Consider the following 20659-nt stretch of genomic DNA (forward strand, 5'->3'; position numbering starts at 1 on the left):
CCGCGTCGCGCCGTGACGACCGGCGCGGATCAGCGCCGGACGACCCGCCGGGGCTTGGCCAGCTTGGCCTCGCTGTACTGCTGCAGCGACCGGGAGCGGTAGTCACGACCGAGCGCGATCAGCACGAGGTAGCCGACCACGGTGCCACCGAAGGTGAACGCGGCGTAGAGCCAGATCTGCGAGAAGAACGAGCCGGCCCCGTTGGCGAACGGGTACGAGCCGCTGACGAACGGACCCACGAAGACCGTCAGGAGCATGGCGACGAGCACCGCGCCGGCCACGTCGGCGGCCCACCTCGACAGCGGGTGCTGCTGCCCCCAGAGGAACGCGAGCACCGCCAGGATCACCGCGATGACGGCGAACATGCCGAGCGAGACCCGGTCCTCGACCTCGGGATTGGCGTCGAACCCGAACCGGGTGACCAACCGGGCGACGACGTTCACCAGGAACAGCGCCCCTGCGAGCACCCCGATCGGCACCCAACGGTCCTTCATTGCACACCCTCCCGACATCCAGGTGAACTTCCCGCTAGAACTCTTACCGTTCCCGTGGATGATCCGCCAGGTGGTACGGATAACCGCTTGGACACCATTGGTGGCCGGCGGCGGGTGGCGCGGTCAGCGCGCCGGCGACAGGATCAACCGGAAGCCCATGATGGCAAACGCCATCGAGCCGGTGACGATGGTCGCCAGCCCCACCCAGTTGTCGCCGGTCAGCAGCAGGTCGCCCTCGTCGGTGCGGCCGGCCGCCACGACCATGATCGCGAACCAGGTGAGGGCCGGCAGGGCGACCGCCCACCGCTTGCCGACCGCGCGGTAGGCGAACCAGCTCAGGGCCAGGTTGCCGACGAGTGCGATCAGCGCGGACACCCCGATCAGGTGACCACCGACGCGCACGGTCGCGAAGAGCAGTTCGAGCACGGCGGTCAGCAGGGCCGCCACCACGGCGAGGACGCCACCCACCACCCGCAGGGCGAGGTCGACGGCCGCGGCGTACGCCGGGGGCTTTCTCGGTTCGGGCGGCTGAGCCCCGGACGGCGCCTCGGGTGTCATCAGCGGTGCCGGGCCGGGGCCGGTCACCGTGCCCCGGCGCGCAGTGGCGCGCCGGCCTCGGCCGGGGGCGGTGTGCTGCCGGCCTGGGTCGGCGGGGTGACGTCGGCGGGATCCGGCAGCCCGGCGAACAGGTCGCTCTCCCAGCCGTGCGGCCCGCTGCCCGGCCCCTTCTCGCCAACCGCGAGCGTGTAGTACTCCACGCCCATGAACTCGCTGCCGAAGTTGCCGGCGATCGAGTAGAGCCAGGAGGTGTCCGGGATCTGGGTCGCGTGGGCCCGCATCGCCGCCTCCTTCGCGGCGTGCCAGTCGGTGCCGTCGATCCGGGCCGCGATCTGCTCGTCGGGGGTGCCGAACGGAAAGCCGTCGACGTCGTCGATGCCGGCGAACGGGTTGTCGGTCGACGCTCCGAACGCGGCCAGGCCGGCCTCGAGCACGCTGCGCGGCATCGCCGTCCAGTAGATCTTGGCCGGGCCGAAGCCCTCGACCGTCGCGATCTCGGCCGCCCGCACCGCCACCCGGTGTGCCTGGATGTGGTCGGGGTGGCCGTAGAAGCCGTTGGGGTCGTAGGTGACCAGCACCTGCGGGCGGGTCTCCCGCATGATCTCGACCAGGTGCCCGGCGGCCTCGTCGAGATCGGCCTGCCAGAACGCGCGCGGGTTGTCGTTGGTGGGCAGCCCCATCATCCCGGAGTCGCGGTAGCGCCCGGCGCCGCCGAGGAACCGGTGGTCGGCGACCCCCAGGGCCCGGCACGCCGCGTCCAGTTCGGCGATCCGGTAGCCGCCGAGCTGGTCGGCCTCGGCGGCGGCGAGGCCGGCCAGTGCCGGCACGTGGATCTCGCCTTCTTCACCGAGCGTGCAGGTCACCAGGGTCACCTGGGCGCCACCCGCCGCATAGAGGGCCATCGTCGCCCCGGTCCCGATCGCCTCGTCGTCGGGGTGGGCGTGGACCAGCATCAGTCGTCGTGCCACCCGCGTCACTCTACGCGCCGTCCAGCGCCGGCCCGCCGGTGCGGCCGTACGTCGACCCGCGCGTCGACTGCCGCGACCGGCCCCACGGGCAAACGCACGGGCCTACGATCCGGGTGTGGACTTTCCCGAGCTGGCGGCGCAGACCAGGCGGTTCACCAGCGGTGCGCCGCGGGCGGTGACCGTCGCCGGGGACGGCGCCCGGGTGCTCTTCCTGCGGTCCACCGGGCCGCGGGACCCGGCCGACGCCCTCTGGCGGCTCGACGTGGTGACGGCGACCGAGCACCTGGTCGCGGCCCCGGGTGTGCTGCTCGACGACGCGGCGACCGTCGAGGGCATCGCCGGCTACGCGACCGACCCGGCGGCGCGGGTCGCCGCGTTCGCGCTCGCCGGCCGCCTCTTCCGCGCCGACCTGGTCGACGGCGGGGTGGTCGAGGTCCCGGCACCGGGGCCGGTGGCCGATCCCCGGCCCGACCCGACCGGCACCCGCATCGCCTACGTCACCGACGGCACGCTGCGGGTCGTCGGGCCGGACGGCGACGACACGCTGCTCGCCGGTGAGGACAACGGGACACGCTGGGGGGTGGCCGAGCAGGTCGCGGCGGCGGACTTCGGCCGCGACCGCGGCTACTGGTGGGCGCCGGACGGCCGGTCGATCCTCGCCGCCCGCGTCGACGACTCGCGCCTGGCCCGCTGGCACCGGCACGACCCGGCCCACCCCGACGAGCCGCCGCGGACCTACGTCCATCCGCAGGCCGGTGGCCCGAACGCCCAGGTCAGCCTGCACCTGCTCGACCTGGACGGCGGGTGGGTCGACGTGCACTGGGACCGGGAGACCTACCCCTACCTGGTCTCGGTGCACTGGGTCGAGGGCGGGCCGCTGATCACCGTGCTGCGCCGGTTGCAGCAGCACGGGCTGGTGCTGGCCGTGGATCCCCGCACCGGCGAGACGCAGGTGCACGCCGAACTCGCCGACCCGCGCTGGGTCGAGCCGGTCGCCGGCACCCCGGTGCACCTGCCCGACGGTCGGGTGCTGGTCGGCGGCGAGCTGGCCCACGACGGCTACGACGCGCGGTGCCTTTTCGCCGACGGCACCCTGCTGACCCCGCCGTCCCTCTACGTACGGCGGGTCGTCGGGCGGCTGTCCGGCGGCGGCGGGGCACCCGACCTGCTGGTCGAGGCGAGCGACGGCGAACCGAGCCAGCAGCACCTCTTCCGGGTGCGTACGACGGTCGGCGCGGGCGGGATCGAGATCCGCCGGCTGACCCCGGAGCCGGGCTGGCACGTCGGGGCGGTCGGCGGCACGACGGTGGTGGTCGGGGCAGGGTCGCTGGACCGGGCGGGCACCCGCTGGACGGTGTGGCACGACGACGTCGAGGTGACCGAGATCAGGTCGCTCGCCGCGTCCGCGCCGTCCGCGCCGCGGCCGGTCCTGGAACGGGTCACCGACCGGCGGCTGCCGGCGGCGGTGCTCTATCCGCGCAGCCACGTCGCCGGGCGGCGGCTGCCGGTGCTGGTCGACGTCAACGGCGCTCCGGGCCGGCAGGAGGTGCGGGCCGAGCGGTCGGCCTGGCTGGAGCGGCAGTGGTGGGCCGACGCCGGGTTCGCGGTGGTCACCGTCGACAACCGGGGTACGCCCGGCGTGGCTCCGTCGTTCGAGAAGGCGGTGCACCGGCGGCTGGCGGACGTGATGCTCACCGACCAGGTCGAGGGGCTGACCACGCTGGCCGGCAAGCATCCCGACCTGGACCTGGCGCGGGTGGCGATCCGCGGCTTCTCGTTCGGCGGCTGGCTCGCCGGTCTGGCGCTGCTCCGCCGGCCGGACCTCTTCCGGTGCGGCATCGCCGGGACGCCGGTGACCGACTGGACCCTTCACGACACCGCCTACAGCGAGCGCTACCTGGGGCTGCCGGCCGACGCGACCGAGGTCTACGCCCACCACAGCCTGGTCGAGCTGGCCCAGGAACCGGTGGTGGTGCCCGACGACGCCCGCCCGCTGTTGCTGATCCACGGCCTCGCCGACCGGCACGTGGTGCCGGCGCACACGCTGCGCCTGTCGGCGGCGCTCCTGTCGACCGGGCGGCCGCACTCGGTGCTCCCGCTGCCGGCGACCGGGTCCGCCGCCGCGGACGGCACGACCGGCCGCCTGCTGCGGCTGGAACTGGACTTCGTCCGCCGGTCGCTGTGAGCGCGCGCCGGGGCGCCGCCCGTTCGGGCGGCGCCCCGGTCCGGCTACTTCGCGTACGCGTTGTAGAGGATGTGGGTTCCGATGTTGTCGGAGAGGAAGACCCCGCCGACCTTCGAGCCGTAGACGCCGGTGAACTTGCTCTGGAAGAGCGGCACGACCGGCACGTACTTATCCATGATCAGCTGGTCGATCTCGGCCCAGCGCGGACCGGCCTCACCGGCCGGCAGCGCCGCCGCCTCGTCGATCTTGGTGTTGACCTCGTCGGAGTTGAAGTACGACACGTTCGAGTTGCCCTGCGGGCCGAGCCCTCGACCGTCCCACAGCACCGGGATCGTCGACGCGGCGCTCGGCCAGTCGGCGGCCCAGTTGGAGATGTAGATGTCGTACTCGTTGCCCCGGGTCCGGGCGATCGGGTTGTGCTGCGGCGTCTCGACGGTCTTGACGGTGACCTTGAAGCCGGCCTTCTCCAGGCTCTCCTTGACCACCGGGTGGGTGCTCTGGCCGAAGGCGCTGGACCGGGCCATCATCACCAGTTCCGGCTGCTTGCCGGCGAGCAGTTCCTTCGCCTTCTCCGGGTTGCCGTTCGGGCCGCCGTCGTACGGGTTCGGGTAGTCCGTCCAGCCGATCGTGGTGTCGGCCAGCAGCGTGTGCGTCACCTTGCCACCGGCGTCGCCACCCTGGGTCAGCACGATGCCCTGCTTGTCGATGGCGTACGCGATGGCCTTGCGGACGTTGATGTCGGTGATCCGCTCGTTGTTGATGCTCAGGTAGTAGACGAACGGCTGCGACGTGGAGATCGTGCGCTCCTTGAGCGCCGCGTTGTTCAGCACCTGGTTGACCAGGGCCTGCGGGGCGCCGTTGCTGCTGATCGAGTAGGCGTCGTCACCGGCGTCGGCGATGATCCGCTCGGTCTGCGCGGTGTTGTCCGGGCCGATCTCCCAGACGTAGCTGTCCGGGTAGTCGTGCCGCAGCGGGTCGGTGGCGGCGTCCCAGTGCTCGTTGCGCTCCAGCACCAGGCGGGTGTCCTTGATGTACTCCTTGATCTTGTACGGCCCGGACGAGAAGATCCGCCGGTCGTACTCGGTCTTGGTGTCCTTGGCCGGCGGCACCGGCGCGGTGGTCGGGAGCGACACCGCGAACGGCAGGTCGCAGTGCGGCTGGTTGAAGGTGAAGACCAGGGTGTGGTCGTCGCGGACCTCGAGACCCGGGACGTCGGCACTGCCGGAGGTGTACGGACCCTTGTAGGTCTCGTTGTAGGCCGGGCTGTCGGCCAGCCACTCCTGGATGTAGGTGGCGCCGCCGTCGATGGTCTCCTCGAAGGAGCGGGCGATGCCGTACGCGACGTCGGCGGCCTTGACCTCGGTGCCGTCCTCGTACTTGATGCCCTTCTTGAGCTTGTACTCCCAGACCTTGCAGTCCTTGTTGACGTCGGTGCCGGGCGTCTCGGCCAGGTCGCCGATCAGGGTGAGCTTGCCCTCGCCGTCCTCGCGGAACTGGGTCAGCGTCCGCACGATCATGTGCTGCGCCGCCATCGCGTTGACGGTGTAGGTCCGCTGCGGGTCGAGGTGTTCGAAGTCGCTCTGCTGGATCACCCGGATGGTGCCGCCCCGCTTGGCGCCAGGCACCTCGGGCGCCGGGCCCTGCGACTCCTTCGGATCGGTGGCGATGGCGCTGGTCTTCTGCTGGACCTTCTCGTCCTCGGTACCGGACTCGCCGGTGTTCTCCGAGCACGCGGCCAACGCCGACGCCAGGACCAGGGCCACGCCCGTCGCGGCAACCGCACGTCTTGGTCGCATCAGTCGTCCCTCCCGATACTGGAAGACGAAGAAATCCTCCGCCTAGATGATGATGAATGGATATTTCTTTCGGATAACGCGTGGACAACGAGTCCGATCGATGATCGGAACGTCGCCGGCGCGGCCGGTCAGCCCAGTCGCACCCTCGGATCGATCACCGCGTAGAGGGCGTCGACGACGACGTTGGCGACGACGATGAAGACCGCGGCCAGCAGCACGGTGGCCATCACGACCGGCATGTCGAGGTTGATCGCGGCGTTCAGCGACGCCTTGCCCAGCCCGGTGAACCCGAAGATCGTCTCGGTGATCACCGTGCCGCCCAGATAGGTGCCGAGGTCGAGGCCGGCGATCGTGACGATCGGCGTGATCGCCGCCCGCAGCGCGTGCCGCACGTGCACCCGGCCCTTGGACAGGCCCTTCGCCCGGGCCGTACGGACGAAGTCCTCCGACAGCGTCTCCACCATCTGCGCCCGCGACAGCCGGGCGTACGACGCGGAGTTGAGGAAGCCCAGCGCGAGCCAGGGCAGGATCATCGCGCTCGCCCAGGCCAACGGGTTGTCGGTGATCGGCACATAGGTCGGGTAGCCGAGCAGGCCGGACTCGTAGACGAACACGATCAGCAGCAGCGGACCGAAGAGCAGGATCGGCATCGAGGCACCGACCAGCGAGACGCCGACCGCGCCCCGGTCGAACACCGTCCCCCGGCGCAGCGCGGACACCATGCCGACGGTGATGCCGATGAGCAGCCACACCACGGCCGCGCCCGAGACGATGCTCAGCGTCACCGGCAGGGTCCGGCCGACGATCTCCGAGACCGGCTCGTCGTTGCGGAACGAGAAGCCGAGACAGGGCGCCGGGCACTCCCGGGCCGCGTCGCCCTCGCCGAACGTACGCCCGACGAAGATTCCCTTCATGAACTCGCCGTACTGCTGCGGCACCGGGGCGTCCAGCCCCATCCGGGACTCGATCATGGCAAGCCGGTCCGGGCTGCACACCTTCTGGTTGCCGCACATCAACTCGGCCGGGTTGTTCGGTACGGCGAAGAACAGCCCGAACGTCAGCACGCTCACCGCGAGCAGGGTGCTGACCGCGAGCAGCAGCTTCTTGATGACGAACCGCAGCACGCCGCCCCCTACCGGTCCGACTTCGGGTCGAGCGCGTCACGCAGCGCGTCGCCGAAAAGGTTGAAGGAGAGCACCAGCAGGAAGAGGGTGGTGCCGCCGACCAGGGTGAAGGTCGGCACCTCGCGGACGAACCGAACGCTCTCGCTGATCAGCCGGCCGAGGTCGGGCGTCGGCTCGAGAATGCCGATGCCGAGGAACGACAGGGCCGCCTCGGCGGTGATCAGCGCCGGCACGTTGAGCGAGAACGTGACCAGGATCGGCGCCCACAGGTTGGGCAGCAACTGGCGGAACATGATGTGCCCGAGACCCGCCCCGGACGCCCGCGCCGCCTCGACGAAGTCCCGTTCCCGCAGCGACAGCACCTGACCGCGGACCAACCGCGCGGTGTAGGTCCAGTTGAACATCACGAAGATCATGATCAGCAGTACGGGCCGGAACCAGGTCGGCTCGGCGTCACGCACCCCGTAGAACTGGTTCACCGCCACCGGGATGAACGCGAAGCAGAAGATGTAGAACGGGAACGCCATCGTCAGGTCGACGAACCAGGTGACGACCGCGTCGAACCGGCCGCCGACGTAGCCGGCGAAGATGCCGATCAGGATGCCGAACGCGATGGTCAGCACCGCCGCGGTGAACGCCACCATCAGCGAGGTACGCAGCCCGTAGACGAGCTGGATGAAGACGTCACGGCCGATGTTCGGCTGGATGCCCAGCCAGTGGTCGGCGTCCACACCGGCGTAGCCGAGCGGGAAGCCGTTGCGGTCCAGCCGCGCCGGGAAGCGGTCGAGCGGCCCCTTGCCGTAGAGCCGCTCGATCAGCGGCGCGGCCACCGCCACCAGGACGAAGAACACCAGCATCCCGCCGCTGACCATGGCGACCTTGTCGCGGCGCAGCCGCCGCCAGGCGAGCTGGCCGGGCGACCGGCCGACGATGTCGACCCGATCCGCCGCCTTTCCTACCGGGACATCCGGCGGCGGGCTCTCGTCCGGCTCCGCCGCGGCCTTGACAAGGCCGACCGGCTGCTCGCTCATGCCGCCTCCCCTCGTCGGCTCCCCCGTCCCCCCGGACGCGGGCGGCATCGACGACGACCGCGAAAGGAACCTGCAATGAGCCTCTGCCCGTGAAAATAATCTACGAGGGTCGGCGGGGCCACCCCGCCCGGCGTAACGACTGTGCATCAGGCATGGGCGCAGGTCAATAACCGGACGCGAGCCGACGGGTCACCCCGTCTTCACCCTCCCCACCCCCGTTGCGCGGGGTGTCCTACGTGGAGCACGCGGTCGTGCGGCCCGGCGAGGTGCTGCGACTGACCGAGCCGGTCGCCGTCGACATCCACCCCGAGGATCTGCACACCTGACGCAGGGCGACACCTCGCCTACAGTGGCTTCACTGTGACCCGGCTCGACCGGCCGGGACCCGGCGACGACCGGCGAGGAGACGCATGACGCATTTCGACGCGGCCACCGCGGCCGTACAGGCGGCACTCGACGCGGGGGCGCACTACGCCGACGCCCGGGTCATGCACCGCCGCCACGAGTCGATGTCGGCCCGCAACGGCGAGGTCGAGCAGCTCGGCCAGAGCGAGGACGCCGGCATCGGCGTACGGGCACTGGTGGGCTCGAGCTGGGGCTTCTACGCCGTACCCGAGCTTTCCGACGCCGCCGCCCGCGCGGCCGGCGTCCGGGCCGCGGAGATCGCCGCGGCGAGCGCGACGGTGCCCGGCCGGGACAGCGGCCTGATCCCGGTCGACGGCCGCAGCGGCTCGTGGACGTCGCCGTGCGAGATCGACCCGCTGACGATCGCGCTGAGCGACAAGGGCGACCTGCTGGTCCGGGCGACCGAGACGATGCGCGCGAACGGTGCCGACCTGGCCGAGGCCGACTACCAGGTCTGGGACACCACGAAGTGGTTCGTCTCCAGCGAGGGGCACCGCGTCGACCAGCGGGTCCGGGAGTGCGGCGGAGGCATCCGGGCGACCGCGATCGGAGCCGACGAGACGCAGCGCCGCTCGTACCCGAGCAGTTCGGGCCACTACGGCACGCAGGGCTGGGAGCTGATCGGGGCGATGGACTTCGACGCCCACGCGGCGCGGATCGCCCAGGAGGCGCGCGAGCTGCTGACCGCGCCGCAGTGCCCGGCCGGCGAGACGACGCTCATCCTCGGCGGCGAGCAGATGGCGTTGCAGATCCACGAGTCGGTCGGCCACGCCATCGAACTCGACCGGATCCTGGGGTGGGAGGCGGCCTTCGCCGGCACCTCCTGGCTCGACCTCGGCCAGCTCGGCAGCCTCCGCTACGGCTCGGAGCTGATGAACGTGACCATCGACCCGACGATCCCCGGGGCGCTGGGCAGCTTCGGCTTCGACGACGAGGGCACCCCGGCGACCCGCCGCGACGCCGTACGCGAGGGGCGCTGGGTGGGAGTGCTGGCCGGGCGGGACTCGGCGGCGGCCGCCGGCCTCGACTACGCCGGCAGCGTACGCGCCGACGGCTGGTCCCGGCTGCCGATGGTGCGGATGACCAACGTCGGGCTCGAACCCGGCCCGCACACGCTGGAGGAGATGATCGCCGCCACCGACGACGGGGTGCTGATGGACGTCAACCGGTCCTGGTCGATCGACGACCAACGGCTCAACTTCCAGTTCGGCTGCGAGATCGGCTGGGAGATCAAGAACGGCCGGCGGGGCCGGATGCTGCGCAACCCGACCTACACCGGGATCGGGCCGCTGTTCTGGCGCTCGATGGACATGCTGTCGTCGGAGACGTTCGCGTGGGGCACGCCGGACTGCGGCAAGGGGCAGCCCGGCCAGGTCGGCCACACCGGCCATCCGGCGGCGCCCGCCCGGTTCACCGGCGTACGGATCGGGGTGCGCGGATGAGCGCCGACTTCTCGGGCCGGGCCGAACTGGATCTCGCCGCCCGGACGGTCGAACTCGTCCGGCGGGCCGCCGGGCCGACCGCCCAGGCGGAGGTCTTCACCGACCGGGTGGCGCAGGCGCTGACCCGGTTCGCCAACTCGGCGATCCACCAGAACGTCGCCGACACCGCGGTCACCGTACGGCTGCGGCTGCACCTGGACGGGCGTACGGTCACCGGCTCCACGACCATGGTCGACGAGCCCGGGTTGCGGGCCCTGGTCGACCGGGTGATCGCCGCCGTCCGGGTCTGCCCGCCGGATCCGGGCTGGCCGGGGCTGACCCCGCCGGCCCCGGTCGTCGATCCGGGGCGGTTCGACGAGGCGACCGCCAACGCGTCCGCCGACGACCGGGCCGCCCGCGTACGCGCGTTCGTCGACGCCGCCGCCGGCCTGGAGGCGGCCGGCTACTGCCTGACCCGGAACTGGTCGGCGGCCTTCGTCAACAGCGCGGGCCAGGCGGTGACCGGACGGACCGTGGCGACCGCGATGGCCGGTGTCGCCCGTGGCGGTGGCGCCGACGGGGTGGCCCGGCTCGCGTCCGGCCGGCTCGCCGATCTCGACGGTGCCGTGCTCGGGGCGCGGGCGACGGCGAAGGCGCGGGCCGGTGCCGATCCGGTGGAGTTGCCGCCGGACCGCTACGAGGTGGTGCTGGAGCCGACGGCCGTCGCCGACCTGCTGCACACCCTGGCGCTGTGGGGGTTCAACGGCAAGGTGGTGGGTGAGCGCCGCTCGTTCGCCGAGCCGGGCGAGCCGCAGTTCGATCCGGCGATCACGCTGCGCGACGACGCGCCGAACGGGCTCGGCCTGCCGTTCGACTACGAGGGCACCCCGCGGGCGCCGCTGACGCTGGTCGAGGCCGGGCGGACCACCGCCGTCACCCACGACCGGCGCACGGCGGCCACGGCCGGGACGGCGTCGACCGGGCACGCACCACCGACCGACAACCCCTGGGGCCCGGCAGCGGGCAACCTGGGGCTCGTTCCGGTGTCCGGCGGTCCCGCACCGACCGAGGTGGCCGGTCCGGCGGTCGACTCCGACAGCGCCGACCTGGTGTCCGGGGTGGAGCGCGGCCTGTTGATCACCGACTTCTGGTATACGCGGGTGCTCGACCCACGCAGCCTGGTGATGACCGGCCTGACCCGTAACGGGGTCTGGCTTATCGAGGACGGGGTGGTCACCAGACCGGTCCGCAACCTGCGCTTCACCCAGTCCTATCCACAGGCGCTGGCACCGGGTGCGGTCCTCGCCCTGGGCCGGCGGGCCACGCTGCTGCCGGACGAGTGGCACCCGTCGACCTGGTCGGCGCCGGCCATGCGGCTGGCCTCCTGGAACTTCACCGGCGGCGCCTCGGGCTGACGTTGACGCAGCCATCAGGTCGTCGTAACTTAGGTAAGCCTTACCGCACGAGTAGGGCCAACCGGTTGGGGGTGGCACGGGCATGGTCGGCCGTGCCACCCGACGGACCGGGCGACGCGGGGGATGCCACGATCGCCCATCAATGCTTGACTGTCGGGCGTGACAGACGACGCCCCCGCGAGCGGACGAGCCGACCCCACCCCCGGCGGTCCCGGCGCCCGGGCCGCCGACCCGTCAGCCGCGAAGACCGGGCCCACCAAGCCGGACGAGCCGGGCGAGCGGCCCCGGCGGCGCCGCCGGCTCTGGATCGCCATCGCCGCCGGCGTGTTCGGCACGCTGGTCCTGGTGGGGTGCGTCGGGGCGGCGGGGCTGGCTGTCGTGCTCGGCCGGACGGCCGACGAGGTCGAGCGGGTCACCCACGGGCGCGACCGTGTGCAGACGGCCTGCCTCGAACTGGAGACCCGGCTCAACCGGCTGTCCCCACCCGGGGCCGCGCCGACCCCGCAACGCCGGGCGACCGCGATCCGCGACGAGAACGCGGCGGTCCGGCCGTTCCTGGTCGAACTCGACGAACTGCGTCAGCGGCACGACGATGGAGACCTCGACGACCTCGACGATGACGACCTCGACGACCGGTCCGGCTGGGAGCAGGGCTGGCTGCGCCTGATCGACGCCCGGGTGGCGTACGCCGACGCCCTCGACCGGCAGGCGGCGAGCGGCGACCCCGCCTTCTTCATCGCCCCCCGTACGGGCGAGGGCCGGCCGGTGGTCGACCGGCTGGTGGAGGGGCCGCCGTCGTGCGCCGGCACGGTCCGGCGGCTGGCCGCCCCCGACCTGTGACGAACAGTGATATTGATGGATATACCCACATCCACACTAGAATTACGCCAGATTCTTTCGTAACCTGCGGGACACACGCGGGCTGCTGTTATGGGTGCGGCCGGCCGCGTGCGGCGTAACGTGTGCACCGGACTGCGCCGTTATGCGGTGGGCGCAGTAAGGCAGCGCCTGGTGGCGAGGTCGTGGATGTGCCCCCCGTGTCCACGGACCCCGCCTTGATTTCCGTGCCCGGCGCACAGACCGGGCCCCTCAGGGAGACAGTAATGACGACTACGGCAACGAGGCCGGGCGGACCGCGGCGGCGCGCCGCGATCTCGGCGAAGACGTTGCGTACGGACCGCTGGTGGCTTCCCCCACTTATCACGGTCATCGGCCTCGGCGCCTGGGTCGCCTACGCCACCATCCGAGTTTTCATGCACAAGTGGTACTGGGTCGAGGACTTCCACTACCTGACCCCGTTCTACTCGCCCTGCGTCACCGAACGGTGCGTGCCTGAGGCGGCCCACTTCGGCCGCTTCCTGCCGGGCTGGTGGATCATCCCGGACGCGGCGATGACCCTGCCGTTCCTGCTGCTGTTCCGGCTCACCTGCTACTACTACCGCAAGGCCTACTACCGGGCGTTCTGGCTCTCCCCGCCGGCCTGCGCGGTCCCCGACGGCCACAAGAGCTACTCCGGCGAGACCCGCTTCCCACTGGTCGGGCAGAACCTGCACCGCTACGCGTTCTACGCCGCCGTCATCATCTCGCTGATCAACACCTGGGACGCCGTCCTCGCCTTCCGCAGCCCGGAGGGCTTCGGGTTCGGGCTCGGCAACGTCATCCTGGTCGGCAACGTGGTGATGCTGTGGGCATACACGCTGTCCTGCCACTCCTGCCGGCACATCGCCGGCGGCCGGCTCAAACACTTCTCGAAGCACCCGGTGCGCTACGCGTTCTGGACGTTCATCTCCAAGCTCAACGTCCGGCACATGCAGCTCGCCTGGATCACGCTCGGCACGCTGGCCTTGACCGACTTCTACGTGATGGCGCTGTCCGCCGGCTGGATCAACGACCTGCGGTTCATCAACTGAGGGCCCTGACAAAAAATGACTACGCGAATCGAACGACACCACTTTGACGTCGTCGTCATCGGTGCCGGTGGCGCCGGGCTGCGCGCGGCGATCGAGGCCCGGCAGGCCGGCAAACGTACGGCGATCATCTCCAAGTCGCTGTTCGGCAAGGCCCACACGGTCATGGCCGAGGGCGGCGCCGCCGCCGCGATGGGCAACGTCAACAGCAACGACAACTGGATGGTGCACTTCCGCGACACCATGCGGGGCGGCAAGTTCCTCAACAACTTCCGGATGGCCGAACTGCACGCCAAGGAGGCACCGGAGCGGATCTGGGAGCTGGAGACGTACGGCGCGCTCTTCGACCGGACCAAGGACGGCCGGATCTCGCAGCGCAACTTCGGCGGTCACGAATACCCGCGGCTCGCGCACGTCGGTGACCGCACCGGCCTGGAGCTGATCCGGACCCTCCAGCAGAAGATCGTGTCGCTCCAGCAGGAGGACAAGAAGGAGTTCGGCGACTACGACGCCCGGATCCGGGTGTTCGCCGAGACCACGATCACCGAGCTGCTGCTCGACGGCGACCGGGTCGCCGGCGCGTTCGGCTACTACCGGGAGTCCGGCGAGTTCGTCCTCTTCGAGGCGCCGGCGATCGTGCTGGCCACCGGCGGGGTCGGCAAGTCCTACAAGGTCACCTCCAACTCGTGGGAGTACACCGGCGACGGGCACGCCCTGGCGCTGCGGGCCGGCGCGACCCTGATCAACATGGAGTTCCTCCAGTTCCACCCGACGGGCATGGTCTGGCCGCCGTCGGTGAAGGGCATCCTGGTCACCGAGTCGGTCCGCGGTGACGGCGGGATCCTGAAGAACTCCGAGGGCAAGCGGTTCATGTTCGACTACGTCCCCGACGTCTTCCGCAAGCAGTACGCGGAGACCGAGGAGGAGGCGGACCGCTGGTACACCGACCCGGACAACAACCGGCGCCCGCCGGAGCTGCTGCCCCGCGACGAGGTCGCCCGGGCGATCAACAGCGAGGTCAAGGCCGGCCGGGGTACGCCGGCCGGCGGCGTCTACCTCGACATCGCCAGCCGGCTGCCGGCCGAGGAGATCCGGCGCCGCCTGCCGTCGATGTACCACCAGTTCAAGGAACTGGCCGATGTGGACATCACCAAGCAGCCGATGGACGTCGGGCCGACCTGCCACTACGTGATGGGCGGCGTGGAGGTCGAGCCGGACACCGCGGCGGCGTCCGGCACCGTACGCGGGCTGTTCGCGGCCGGTGAGGTCTCCGGCGGTATGCACGGCTCCAACCGGCTCGGCGGCAACTCGCTGTCCGATCTGCTGGTCTTCGGCAAGCGGGCGGGCGAGTTCGCCGCCACGTACGTCGACGGGCTGGCCAAGCGTCCGAAGGTCGCCGAGTCGGCCGCCGCCGACGCGGTCGAGCACGCTCTCGCCCCGCTGAACCGCACCGAGGGCGAGAACCCCTACCACCTCCAGCAGGACCTTCAGGCCGTGATGGGCGACCTGGTCGGCATCATCCGGCGCAAGGGCGAGCTGGAGGACGCGCTGGTCAGGCTGGCCGAGCTGCGCCAGCGGCTGCGCAACGTCCGGGCGACCGGCGGCCGGCGCTACAACCCGGGCTGGCACCTCGCCCTCGACCTGCGCAACATGCTGGTCGTGTCGGAGTGCACGGCGCTGGCGGCGCTGGAGCGGGAGGAGTCGCGCGGCGGCCACACCCGCGAGGACTTCCCGGCCATGCAGGCCCAGTGGCGGACCGTCAACCTGGTGTGCTCGCTCGACGGCGACAAGGTACGGCTGGAGCACAAGCCGCTGCCGACGATGCGTTCCGACCTGGTCCAGCTCTTCGATCGCGCCGAGCTGGCGAAGTACCTGACCGAGGACGAGCTCACGGCGTTCGACGCCGGCAAGGCGAGCGGACAGATCGCGGACTCGGCCGAGACCGCGCTGAAGGGTGAGGCGTGATGGGCAAGCGGCACTTCAAGGTCTGGCGCGGTGACGAGGACGGCGGCGACCTCCAGGACTACCAGGTGGAGGTCAACGAGGGCGAGGTCGTCCTCGACATCATCCACCGGTTGCAGGCCACCGAGGCGCCCGATCTGGCCTGCCGGTGGAACTGCAAGGCGGGCAAGTGCGGGTCGTGCTCGATGGAGATCAACGGCATGCCCCGGCTGAGCTGTATGACCCGGATGTCCACCTTCGAGGAGACCGAGACCGTCACCGTCACCCCGCTGCGGACGTTCCCGGTCATCCGGGACCTGGTCACCGACGTCTCCTTCAACTACGAGAAGGCCCGGGAGACCCCGGCGTTCGCCCCGCCCGCCGACCTGGCGCCCGGCGAATACCGGATGAAGCAGGTCGACGTCGAGCGGTCGCAGGAGTTCCGCAAGTGCATCGAGTGCTTCCTGTGCCAGAACACCTGCCATGTGGTGCGTGACCACGAGGAGAACAAGAAGGCGTTCGCCGGGCCGCGCTACTTCATCCGGGCCGCCGAGTTGGACATGCACCCGCTCGACGACCGGACCGACCGCAAGGAGTACGCGCAGCAGGCGCAGGGACTGGGCTATTGCAACATCACCAAGTGCTGCACCGAGGTGTGCCCCGAGCACATCAAGATCACCGACAACGGGATCATCCCGATGAAGGAGCGGGTCGTCGACCGGCGTTACGACCCGCTGGTCTGGCTGGGCAGCAAGATCTTCCGGCGTGGCCAGAGCGAGCGCGAGCTCGATCAGGTCGGCGCCACCGGCCTGCCGGCGTCGGAACTGCCCGCCCGGGGCGACCACAGCCCGGAGGCGGAGGCCGAACGCGGCGTCAACTGGCACCGGCAGGTGCCCCGACCGCAGACCTCGGCGGTGGACCAGAACGGGCGGCTGCCGCTGACCGAGTTGACGTCGGAGAACGCCGCCGCGCCGTCGCCGTTCGGTGACGACGTACGGTTCCCGCTGCCGAGCGAGAGGCTCAACTACCACCATCCGCGGCAGGGCGACTGAGGACGCGAGCAACGGGGGTCGTGGGGCTGTGCTCCACGACCCCCGTTGCCATATGCCGGTTTTATTACATAAGTCCGGCGTGTCAGCCAGAAGTGGCGTGCCGGACGGAGCAGGGTGGACCAGGTCAGCGCGGGTAGCTGGCCAGGATCGGACGGAGGGCGGCGACGATGGGCACGTCTGCGGGCAACCACGTCACGGTGTCGAGCTCGTCGGGGGCGAGCCAACGCAGTTCGGCGTGTTCCAGCGGCCTGGGCCGCACCTCGTCCCGCAGCCGGGCCAGATAGACCCCGAGCACCGCGTCGCCGCGCCCGAGTGGCACGTCGTGCCCGACCCGGTCGCCGACCTCGATCCGGACGCCCAGTTCCTCCTCGCATTCGCGGATCAGCGCCGCGACGTCGGATTCTCCGGTCTCGACCTTGCCGCCGGGAAACTCCCACTTCCCGGCCGCCTCGGGCGGACTCGACCGGGCACAGGCGAGCACGCGACCGGCCTCGACGATCGCCGCCCCCACGACCCGGCGGGCCGTTTGCTGGTTCCCCACGGGCAATCAGGGTGCCAGATCAATCGGTAAATCGGGTAATGCAGCCGTCCTGTAGGACACCAGAAGACGGAAATGTGGGCGTGGACACCCAGCCGCCCAGCGGCAAGACTGGGAGCACCGACCATGACACGAGAAGGCGACGATTTGGCCACAAGCCGGCAACGACGCCTGGGAGGTGTGGCGATGCGTGCCCTGTGGAGCGGTCGAACCCGCCGCGACTACCTCAGCGACGCCCTCACCCAGTTGAGCGGCTGGACCCGTGAGGGCTGCCAGATCAAACGCACCCTGACGATCGACGACAGCCAGCACGCGGCCCTCACCGAGCGCATCAAGGTCGTCTCGGACGCCCTGCATCTGCAGCCCGAGATCCGGCGCCTCGACGGGCACACGCAGATCCGAGTGGGCTGCCGCAACGAAGGCCCGATCACAGAGGGCGAGATCGCACTCGCCGCGCGTATCGAGGATGCGTATCGCGCGGTTACCGCCATCTCGTGACTCAAACCCCGATACAGGGGTGATTTTCGTCTCGCCTTTTCTCAGCAATTCGTCGGATTCGGGCTGATCAGCCGCCGATAGTCCGCGCCACCCCGTCACCGGGACGCGTGACCGGCATTGAACCGGGACGAGTCGGCCTCTACCGTGCTTCAGTCGGATGGAGGCTCGATGACCACTGAGAAGCGCCGCCGCAGGCTCTTCCCCCGGCGAATCGCGCTCCAGGCGCTCGCCGTGGCCGTACTGATCACCGCCAACGCTCCACCGATCTACAACTTCGTCTCGGCGTACGCCCACGAACGTGAGATCAACAGCGACGCCTACAAGGCCCGGCACGGGCAGTGGCAGGTCATCGAACTGCCGTCCGACGTACGGATCAACGCCATCCACGCCGCCCTGCTCGACACCGGAAAGCTGCTGCTGATCGCCGGCTCCGGCAACAACCGGGCCGAGTTCGAGGCGGGATCGTTCCGCACCCTGGTCTACGACCCGGTCAGCGGCTACACCAAGGACGTACGCACCCCGACCGACCTCTTCTGCGCCGGGCACGCGTTCCTGCCGAACGGCAACCTGCTCGTCGCCGGCGGCACGCTGCGCTACGAGGTGCTCGCCCCGGACGTCACCCGCGCCGGCGGGACCATGATCGTCAAGAACGAGTCCCCCGACGACGACGTCCGCACCTTCCCCAAGGGCACCGAGTTCGTCGCCCCGGACGGCCGGCGCTACGTGGCCGCCGCCGAGTTCACCGTCGAGCCCGCCACCAAGACCGAGTTCCGCGGCGGCCGGGTGACCGTCACGGCCAGCGAGACGAGCCTCTGGGTGGACGCCGTGGAGGAGGGCGGCGGCTCGGTCAGCGCCACCCCCACCCAGTACGCGATCACCGGGCTGACCGGCGTCGACCGGCAGAACCTCTACGGCCTCGCCGACAAGATGACCCTGGACAAGCAGGACTACCAGGGAACCAAGGAGACCTACGAGTTCAACCCACGCACCGAGGAGTACGAGCGGGTCGGCGACATGGCCGAGAAGCGCTGGTATCCGACGCTGACCGGGCTGCCCGACGGGCAGGTGCTCTCCGTCGCCGGGCTCGACGGTGCCGGCCAGGTCCTCGACGGCTCGGTGAACGAGATCTACGACCCGAAGACGAAGAAGTGGACCGTACAGCCGGACCTGGACAAGTACTTCCCGACGTATCCGGCGCTCTTCCAGACCAGCACCCCCGGCCGGCTCTTCTACACCGGCTCCAGCACGGGCTACGGCCCGGAGGACGACGGCCGGCAGCCCGGCTTCTGGAACCTCGGCGACAACACCTTCGAGCCGGTACCCGGCCTGCGTGACGCCGACCTGATGGAAACCAGCGGTTCGGGGTGGGTCGGCCCGGTGCAGGACCAGACGATCATGGTGGTCGGCGGCGGCGGCATCGGCGAGTCACCCCGCTCCAGCGCCCGGATCGACCTGATCAAGCTCGACGACGCCGCCCCGCGCTTCGTACCCGGCCCCGACCTGCCGGAGGGCACCCGCTACCCCAACCTGGTCCAGTTGCCCGACGACACCACGCTGATCACCAACGGGTCCCGCGACTACCGGGGCAAGGGCAACAGCGACAACCACAACGCCCGGATCTACCACCCGGACACCAACACCCTGACGCTCGCCGCCGACCCCAACATCGGCCGCAACTACCACGGCTCGGCGATCCTCCTGCCCGACGGCCGCGTCCTCACCGCCGGCTCCGACCCGCTCTTCCGGGACAAGGACAACCTGATCCCGGGCGAGTTCGAGCAGCGGCTGGAGATCTACAGCCCGCCCTACCTCTTCCAGGGCGCGCGACCGGTGATCAGCGCCGGTCCGGCCAGCGTCGGGTACGGCGACGAGGCCACCCTCACCGTGCCGGCGAACTACGCCGGCATCGAGAAGGCCCGGCTGGTCCGGCCCAGCGCCGTCACCCACAGCACGAACGTCGAGCAGCGGTCGATCGCGCTGGACTTCACCGAGCGGGGCGACCAGGTGACGGTGACGATCCCGACCGAGGCCGCGGTCGTACCACCGGGGTACTACATGCTCTTCCTGACCAACCGGATGGGCGTGCCGTCGGCCGCCCACTGGGTCCAGGTTGTCGACTGACGTGTCGGCCCGGCCGATCCCGGGCCGATACGTCCCGACGTCACGACCGGGTGGCCAGGCCCAGGGCGTAGTCCGGCCACCACTCGCCGGCCACCGGCTCGCCCGGCCGGCAGGCACCGTCGGAGTCGCCGGGGCGCTTGATCCACAGCAGTGCGTCCACCCCGGGCAGGTCGGTGTCGCTGGTCGGCTCGGCGCCGAGCGCCCGCCCGGGTGGGTTGCACCAGTTCGGCCCGCCGTCGACCTCCCCGCCGGGCCACGGGCCGGCGCCGTTGCGGCTGGTGTCGATCACGAACCGGGCACCGCCCAGAGCCTGCGCGAGGCGCCCGCCGTACTCGACGTTGTCGGGTGTCGAGACGAAGTTGGAGACGTTCAGCGCGAACCCGTCGGCCCGCTCCACCCCCGCCTTGCGCAGCGCGTCGGCCAGCGCCCCGGTGTCGCGGATCCAGGTCGGGTTGCCGGCGTCCAGGTAGACCCGGGTCGACGGCCCCTGCTTGAGCACCGTGACCGCGTCGTCGAGCAGGGCGAACCGCTCGCTGGCCGACGCCTTGCAGCCGTCGAGGGCGTGCGCGACCGCGTCCGGCTCGACCACCACGGTCGCGGCCTGCGAGCCGATGCCCGCCGCCACCGCCCGGATCCAGGCCCGGTATTCCTCGGCGCTGTCCGCGCCACCCGCCGAGTAGCTGCCGCAGTCGCGCTGCGGCACGTGATAGGCGACCAGCACGGGCATCTGCCCGGCGGCACCGGCCCGGCGGACGACCGAGTCGACCTCGGCGGTGATCTCGGCCGGGTCGGTGGCGGTCAGCCAGTACGCGATCGGCCGGCTGGCGATCTTGTCGATCTGCGCCGCGTCGTCGGTCCGGCCCGCCGCCGCCCAGCGCGACTTCTGCCCCGCCGCGGGCGTGTCCGGATCGACGAAGAAGGTCATCCCGGCGAGCGGGTTGTCGCCCGGTGGCACGGCCAGCCCGGGTGCCGGCCCGTCGGCCCGGGGCGTCGACGGCGGCGGGTCGGGTTCGTCGGGCGCACCGGAACAGCCGGCCACCAGCGCCACGAGGGCCGCGCCGGTGCCCGCGAGCAGCCGGCCACGAAACCCGAACCTTCTGACGATCATCGATGCCATCCGTTCCTCGTCGTCTGCAAAGCGTAGTGCAGCCGCCCGGTCACCCTCCCCGCCCGTCGATCCCGCCCCGGACACCGCGGATACGGCG

17 protein-coding genes are annotated in these 20659 nt (G+C 70.9%); 9 read left to right on the forward strand and 8 right to left on the reverse strand.

Annotation, left to right across the window (positions count from 1 at the left end):
• Positions 1 to 29 precede the first annotated feature (29 nt).
• The 3 genes from AB0I42_RS02260 to mshB form a co-directional block, all read right to left on the reverse strand.
• Entirely contained in the window at positions 30 to 494 is a 465-nt protein-coding gene (locus AB0I42_RS02260) for a hypothetical protein (RefSeq protein WP_357533332.1), read from the reverse strand.
• A 123-nt stretch (positions 495 to 617) separates the two neighbouring features.
• A complete protein-coding gene (locus AB0I42_RS02265) occupies positions 618 to 1052 on the reverse strand; it encodes a hypothetical protein (protein ID WP_357533334.1) in 435 nt (144 codons plus the stop codon).
• Between the two features lie 23 nt (positions 1053 to 1075).
• Complete coding sequence (mshB, locus tag AB0I42_RS02270; protein ID WP_357533459.1) at positions 1076 to 2005, reverse strand: N-acetyl-1-D-myo-inositol-2-amino-2-deoxy-alpha-D-glucopyranoside deacetylase; 930 nt, start codon at positions 2003 to 2005, stop codon at positions 1076 to 1078.
• A gap of 130 nt (positions 2006 to 2135) precedes the next feature.
• Here mshB and AB0I42_RS02275 point away from each other — a divergent pair, with 130 nt between their 5' ends.
• The gene (locus AB0I42_RS02275) at positions 2136 to 4205 is read left to right on the forward strand and encodes a prolyl oligopeptidase family serine peptidase (RefSeq protein WP_357533336.1); all 2070 of its coding nucleotides are present in this window, start codon (positions 2136 to 2138) and stop codon (positions 4203 to 4205) included.
• A 44-nt stretch (positions 4206 to 4249) separates the two neighbouring features.
• Here AB0I42_RS02275 and AB0I42_RS02280 read toward each other — a convergent pair whose 3' ends face one another.
• The 3 genes from AB0I42_RS02280 to AB0I42_RS02290 form a co-directional block, all read right to left on the reverse strand.
• Complete coding sequence (locus AB0I42_RS02280) at positions 4250 to 6001, reverse strand: ABC transporter substrate-binding protein (RefSeq protein ID WP_357533337.1); 1752 nt, start codon at positions 5999 to 6001, stop codon at positions 4250 to 4252.
• A gap of 128 nt (positions 6002 to 6129) precedes the next feature.
• Positions 6130 to 7125 carry an ABC transporter permease gene (locus tag AB0I42_RS02285; RefSeq protein ID WP_357533339.1) on the reverse strand — a complete coding sequence of 332 codons (996 nt, stop codon included), beginning with the start codon at positions 7123 to 7125 and terminating at the stop codon, positions 6130 to 6132.
• Positions 7126 to 7133: 8 nt separating this feature from the next.
• Positions 7134 to 8156, reverse strand: a complete 1023-nt coding sequence (locus AB0I42_RS02290; protein WP_357533340.1) for an ABC transporter permease — start codon at positions 8154 to 8156, stop codon at positions 7134 to 7136.
• Positions 8157 to 8566: 410 nt separating this feature from the next.
• Here AB0I42_RS02290 and AB0I42_RS02295 point away from each other — a divergent pair, with 410 nt between their 5' ends.
• The 6 genes from AB0I42_RS02295 (at position 8567) to AB0I42_RS02320 (ending at position 16297) form a co-directional block, all read left to right on the forward strand.
• Positions 8567 to 10003, forward strand: coding sequence for a TldD/PmbA family protein (locus tag AB0I42_RS02295; protein ID WP_357533342.1), 1437 nt, complete (start codon positions 8567 to 8569; stop codon positions 10001 to 10003).
• Positions 10000 to 11397, forward strand: a complete 1398-nt coding sequence (locus AB0I42_RS02300; protein WP_357533344.1) for a metallopeptidase TldD-related protein — start codon at positions 10000 to 10002, stop codon at positions 11395 to 11397. Before AB0I42_RS02295 ends, AB0I42_RS02300 begins: the two co-directional genes overlap by 4 nt.
• A gap of 159 nt (positions 11398 to 11556) precedes the next feature.
• The gene (locus AB0I42_RS02305; protein ID WP_357533346.1) at positions 11557 to 12237 is read left to right on the forward strand and encodes a hypothetical protein; all 681 of its coding nucleotides are present in this window, start codon (positions 11557 to 11559) and stop codon (positions 12235 to 12237) included.
• 263 nt (positions 12238 to 12500) lie between these two features.
• Positions 12501 to 13307 carry a hypothetical protein gene (locus AB0I42_RS02310; RefSeq protein WP_357533348.1) on the forward strand — a complete coding sequence of 269 codons (807 nt, stop codon included), beginning with the start codon at positions 12501 to 12503 and terminating at the stop codon, positions 13305 to 13307.
• Between the two features lie 15 nt (positions 13308 to 13322).
• On the forward strand, positions 13323 to 15269 hold the full coding sequence (locus AB0I42_RS02315; RefSeq protein ID WP_357533349.1) for a fumarate reductase/succinate dehydrogenase flavoprotein subunit: 1947 nt from the start codon (positions 13323 to 13325) through the stop codon (positions 15267 to 15269).
• Entirely contained in the window at positions 15269 to 16297 is a 1029-nt protein-coding gene (locus tag AB0I42_RS02320; RefSeq protein ID WP_357533351.1) for a succinate dehydrogenase/fumarate reductase iron-sulfur subunit, read from the forward strand. Before AB0I42_RS02315 ends, AB0I42_RS02320 begins: the two co-directional genes overlap by 1 nt.
• Before the next feature lie 124 nt (positions 16298 to 16421).
• Here AB0I42_RS02320 and AB0I42_RS02325 read toward each other — a convergent pair whose 3' ends face one another.
• On the reverse strand, positions 16422 to 16838 hold the full coding sequence (locus tag AB0I42_RS02325; protein ID WP_357533353.1) for a (deoxy)nucleoside triphosphate pyrophosphohydrolase: 417 nt from the start codon (positions 16836 to 16838) through the stop codon (positions 16422 to 16424).
• A gap of 183 nt (positions 16839 to 17021) precedes the next feature.
• On the opposite strand from AB0I42_RS02325, the gene AB0I42_RS02330 reads away from it, so the two are divergent.
• The gene (locus AB0I42_RS02330) at positions 17022 to 17333 is read left to right on the forward strand and encodes a 4a-hydroxytetrahydrobiopterin dehydratase (RefSeq protein ID WP_357533355.1); all 312 of its coding nucleotides are present in this window, start codon (positions 17022 to 17024) and stop codon (positions 17331 to 17333) included.
• Between the two features lie 168 nt (positions 17334 to 17501).
• Positions 17502 to 19454, forward strand: coding sequence for a kelch motif-containing protein (locus AB0I42_RS02335; RefSeq protein ID WP_357533357.1), 1953 nt, complete (start codon positions 17502 to 17504; stop codon positions 19452 to 19454).
• A 40-nt stretch (positions 19455 to 19494) separates the two neighbouring features.
• Here the strand turns inward: AB0I42_RS02335 and AB0I42_RS02340 are convergent, their stop codons facing one another.
• A complete protein-coding gene (locus AB0I42_RS02340; RefSeq protein WP_357533359.1) occupies positions 19495 to 20562 on the reverse strand; it encodes a glycoside hydrolase family 6 protein in 1068 nt (355 codons plus the stop codon).
• Positions 20563 to 20659 lie beyond the last annotated feature (97 nt).

This window comes from Polymorphospora sp. NPDC050346 (assembly GCF_040655695.1).
GTDB classification, from domain to species: domain Bacteria; phylum Actinomycetota; class Actinomycetes; order Mycobacteriales; family Micromonosporaceae; genus Polymorphospora; species Polymorphospora lycopeni.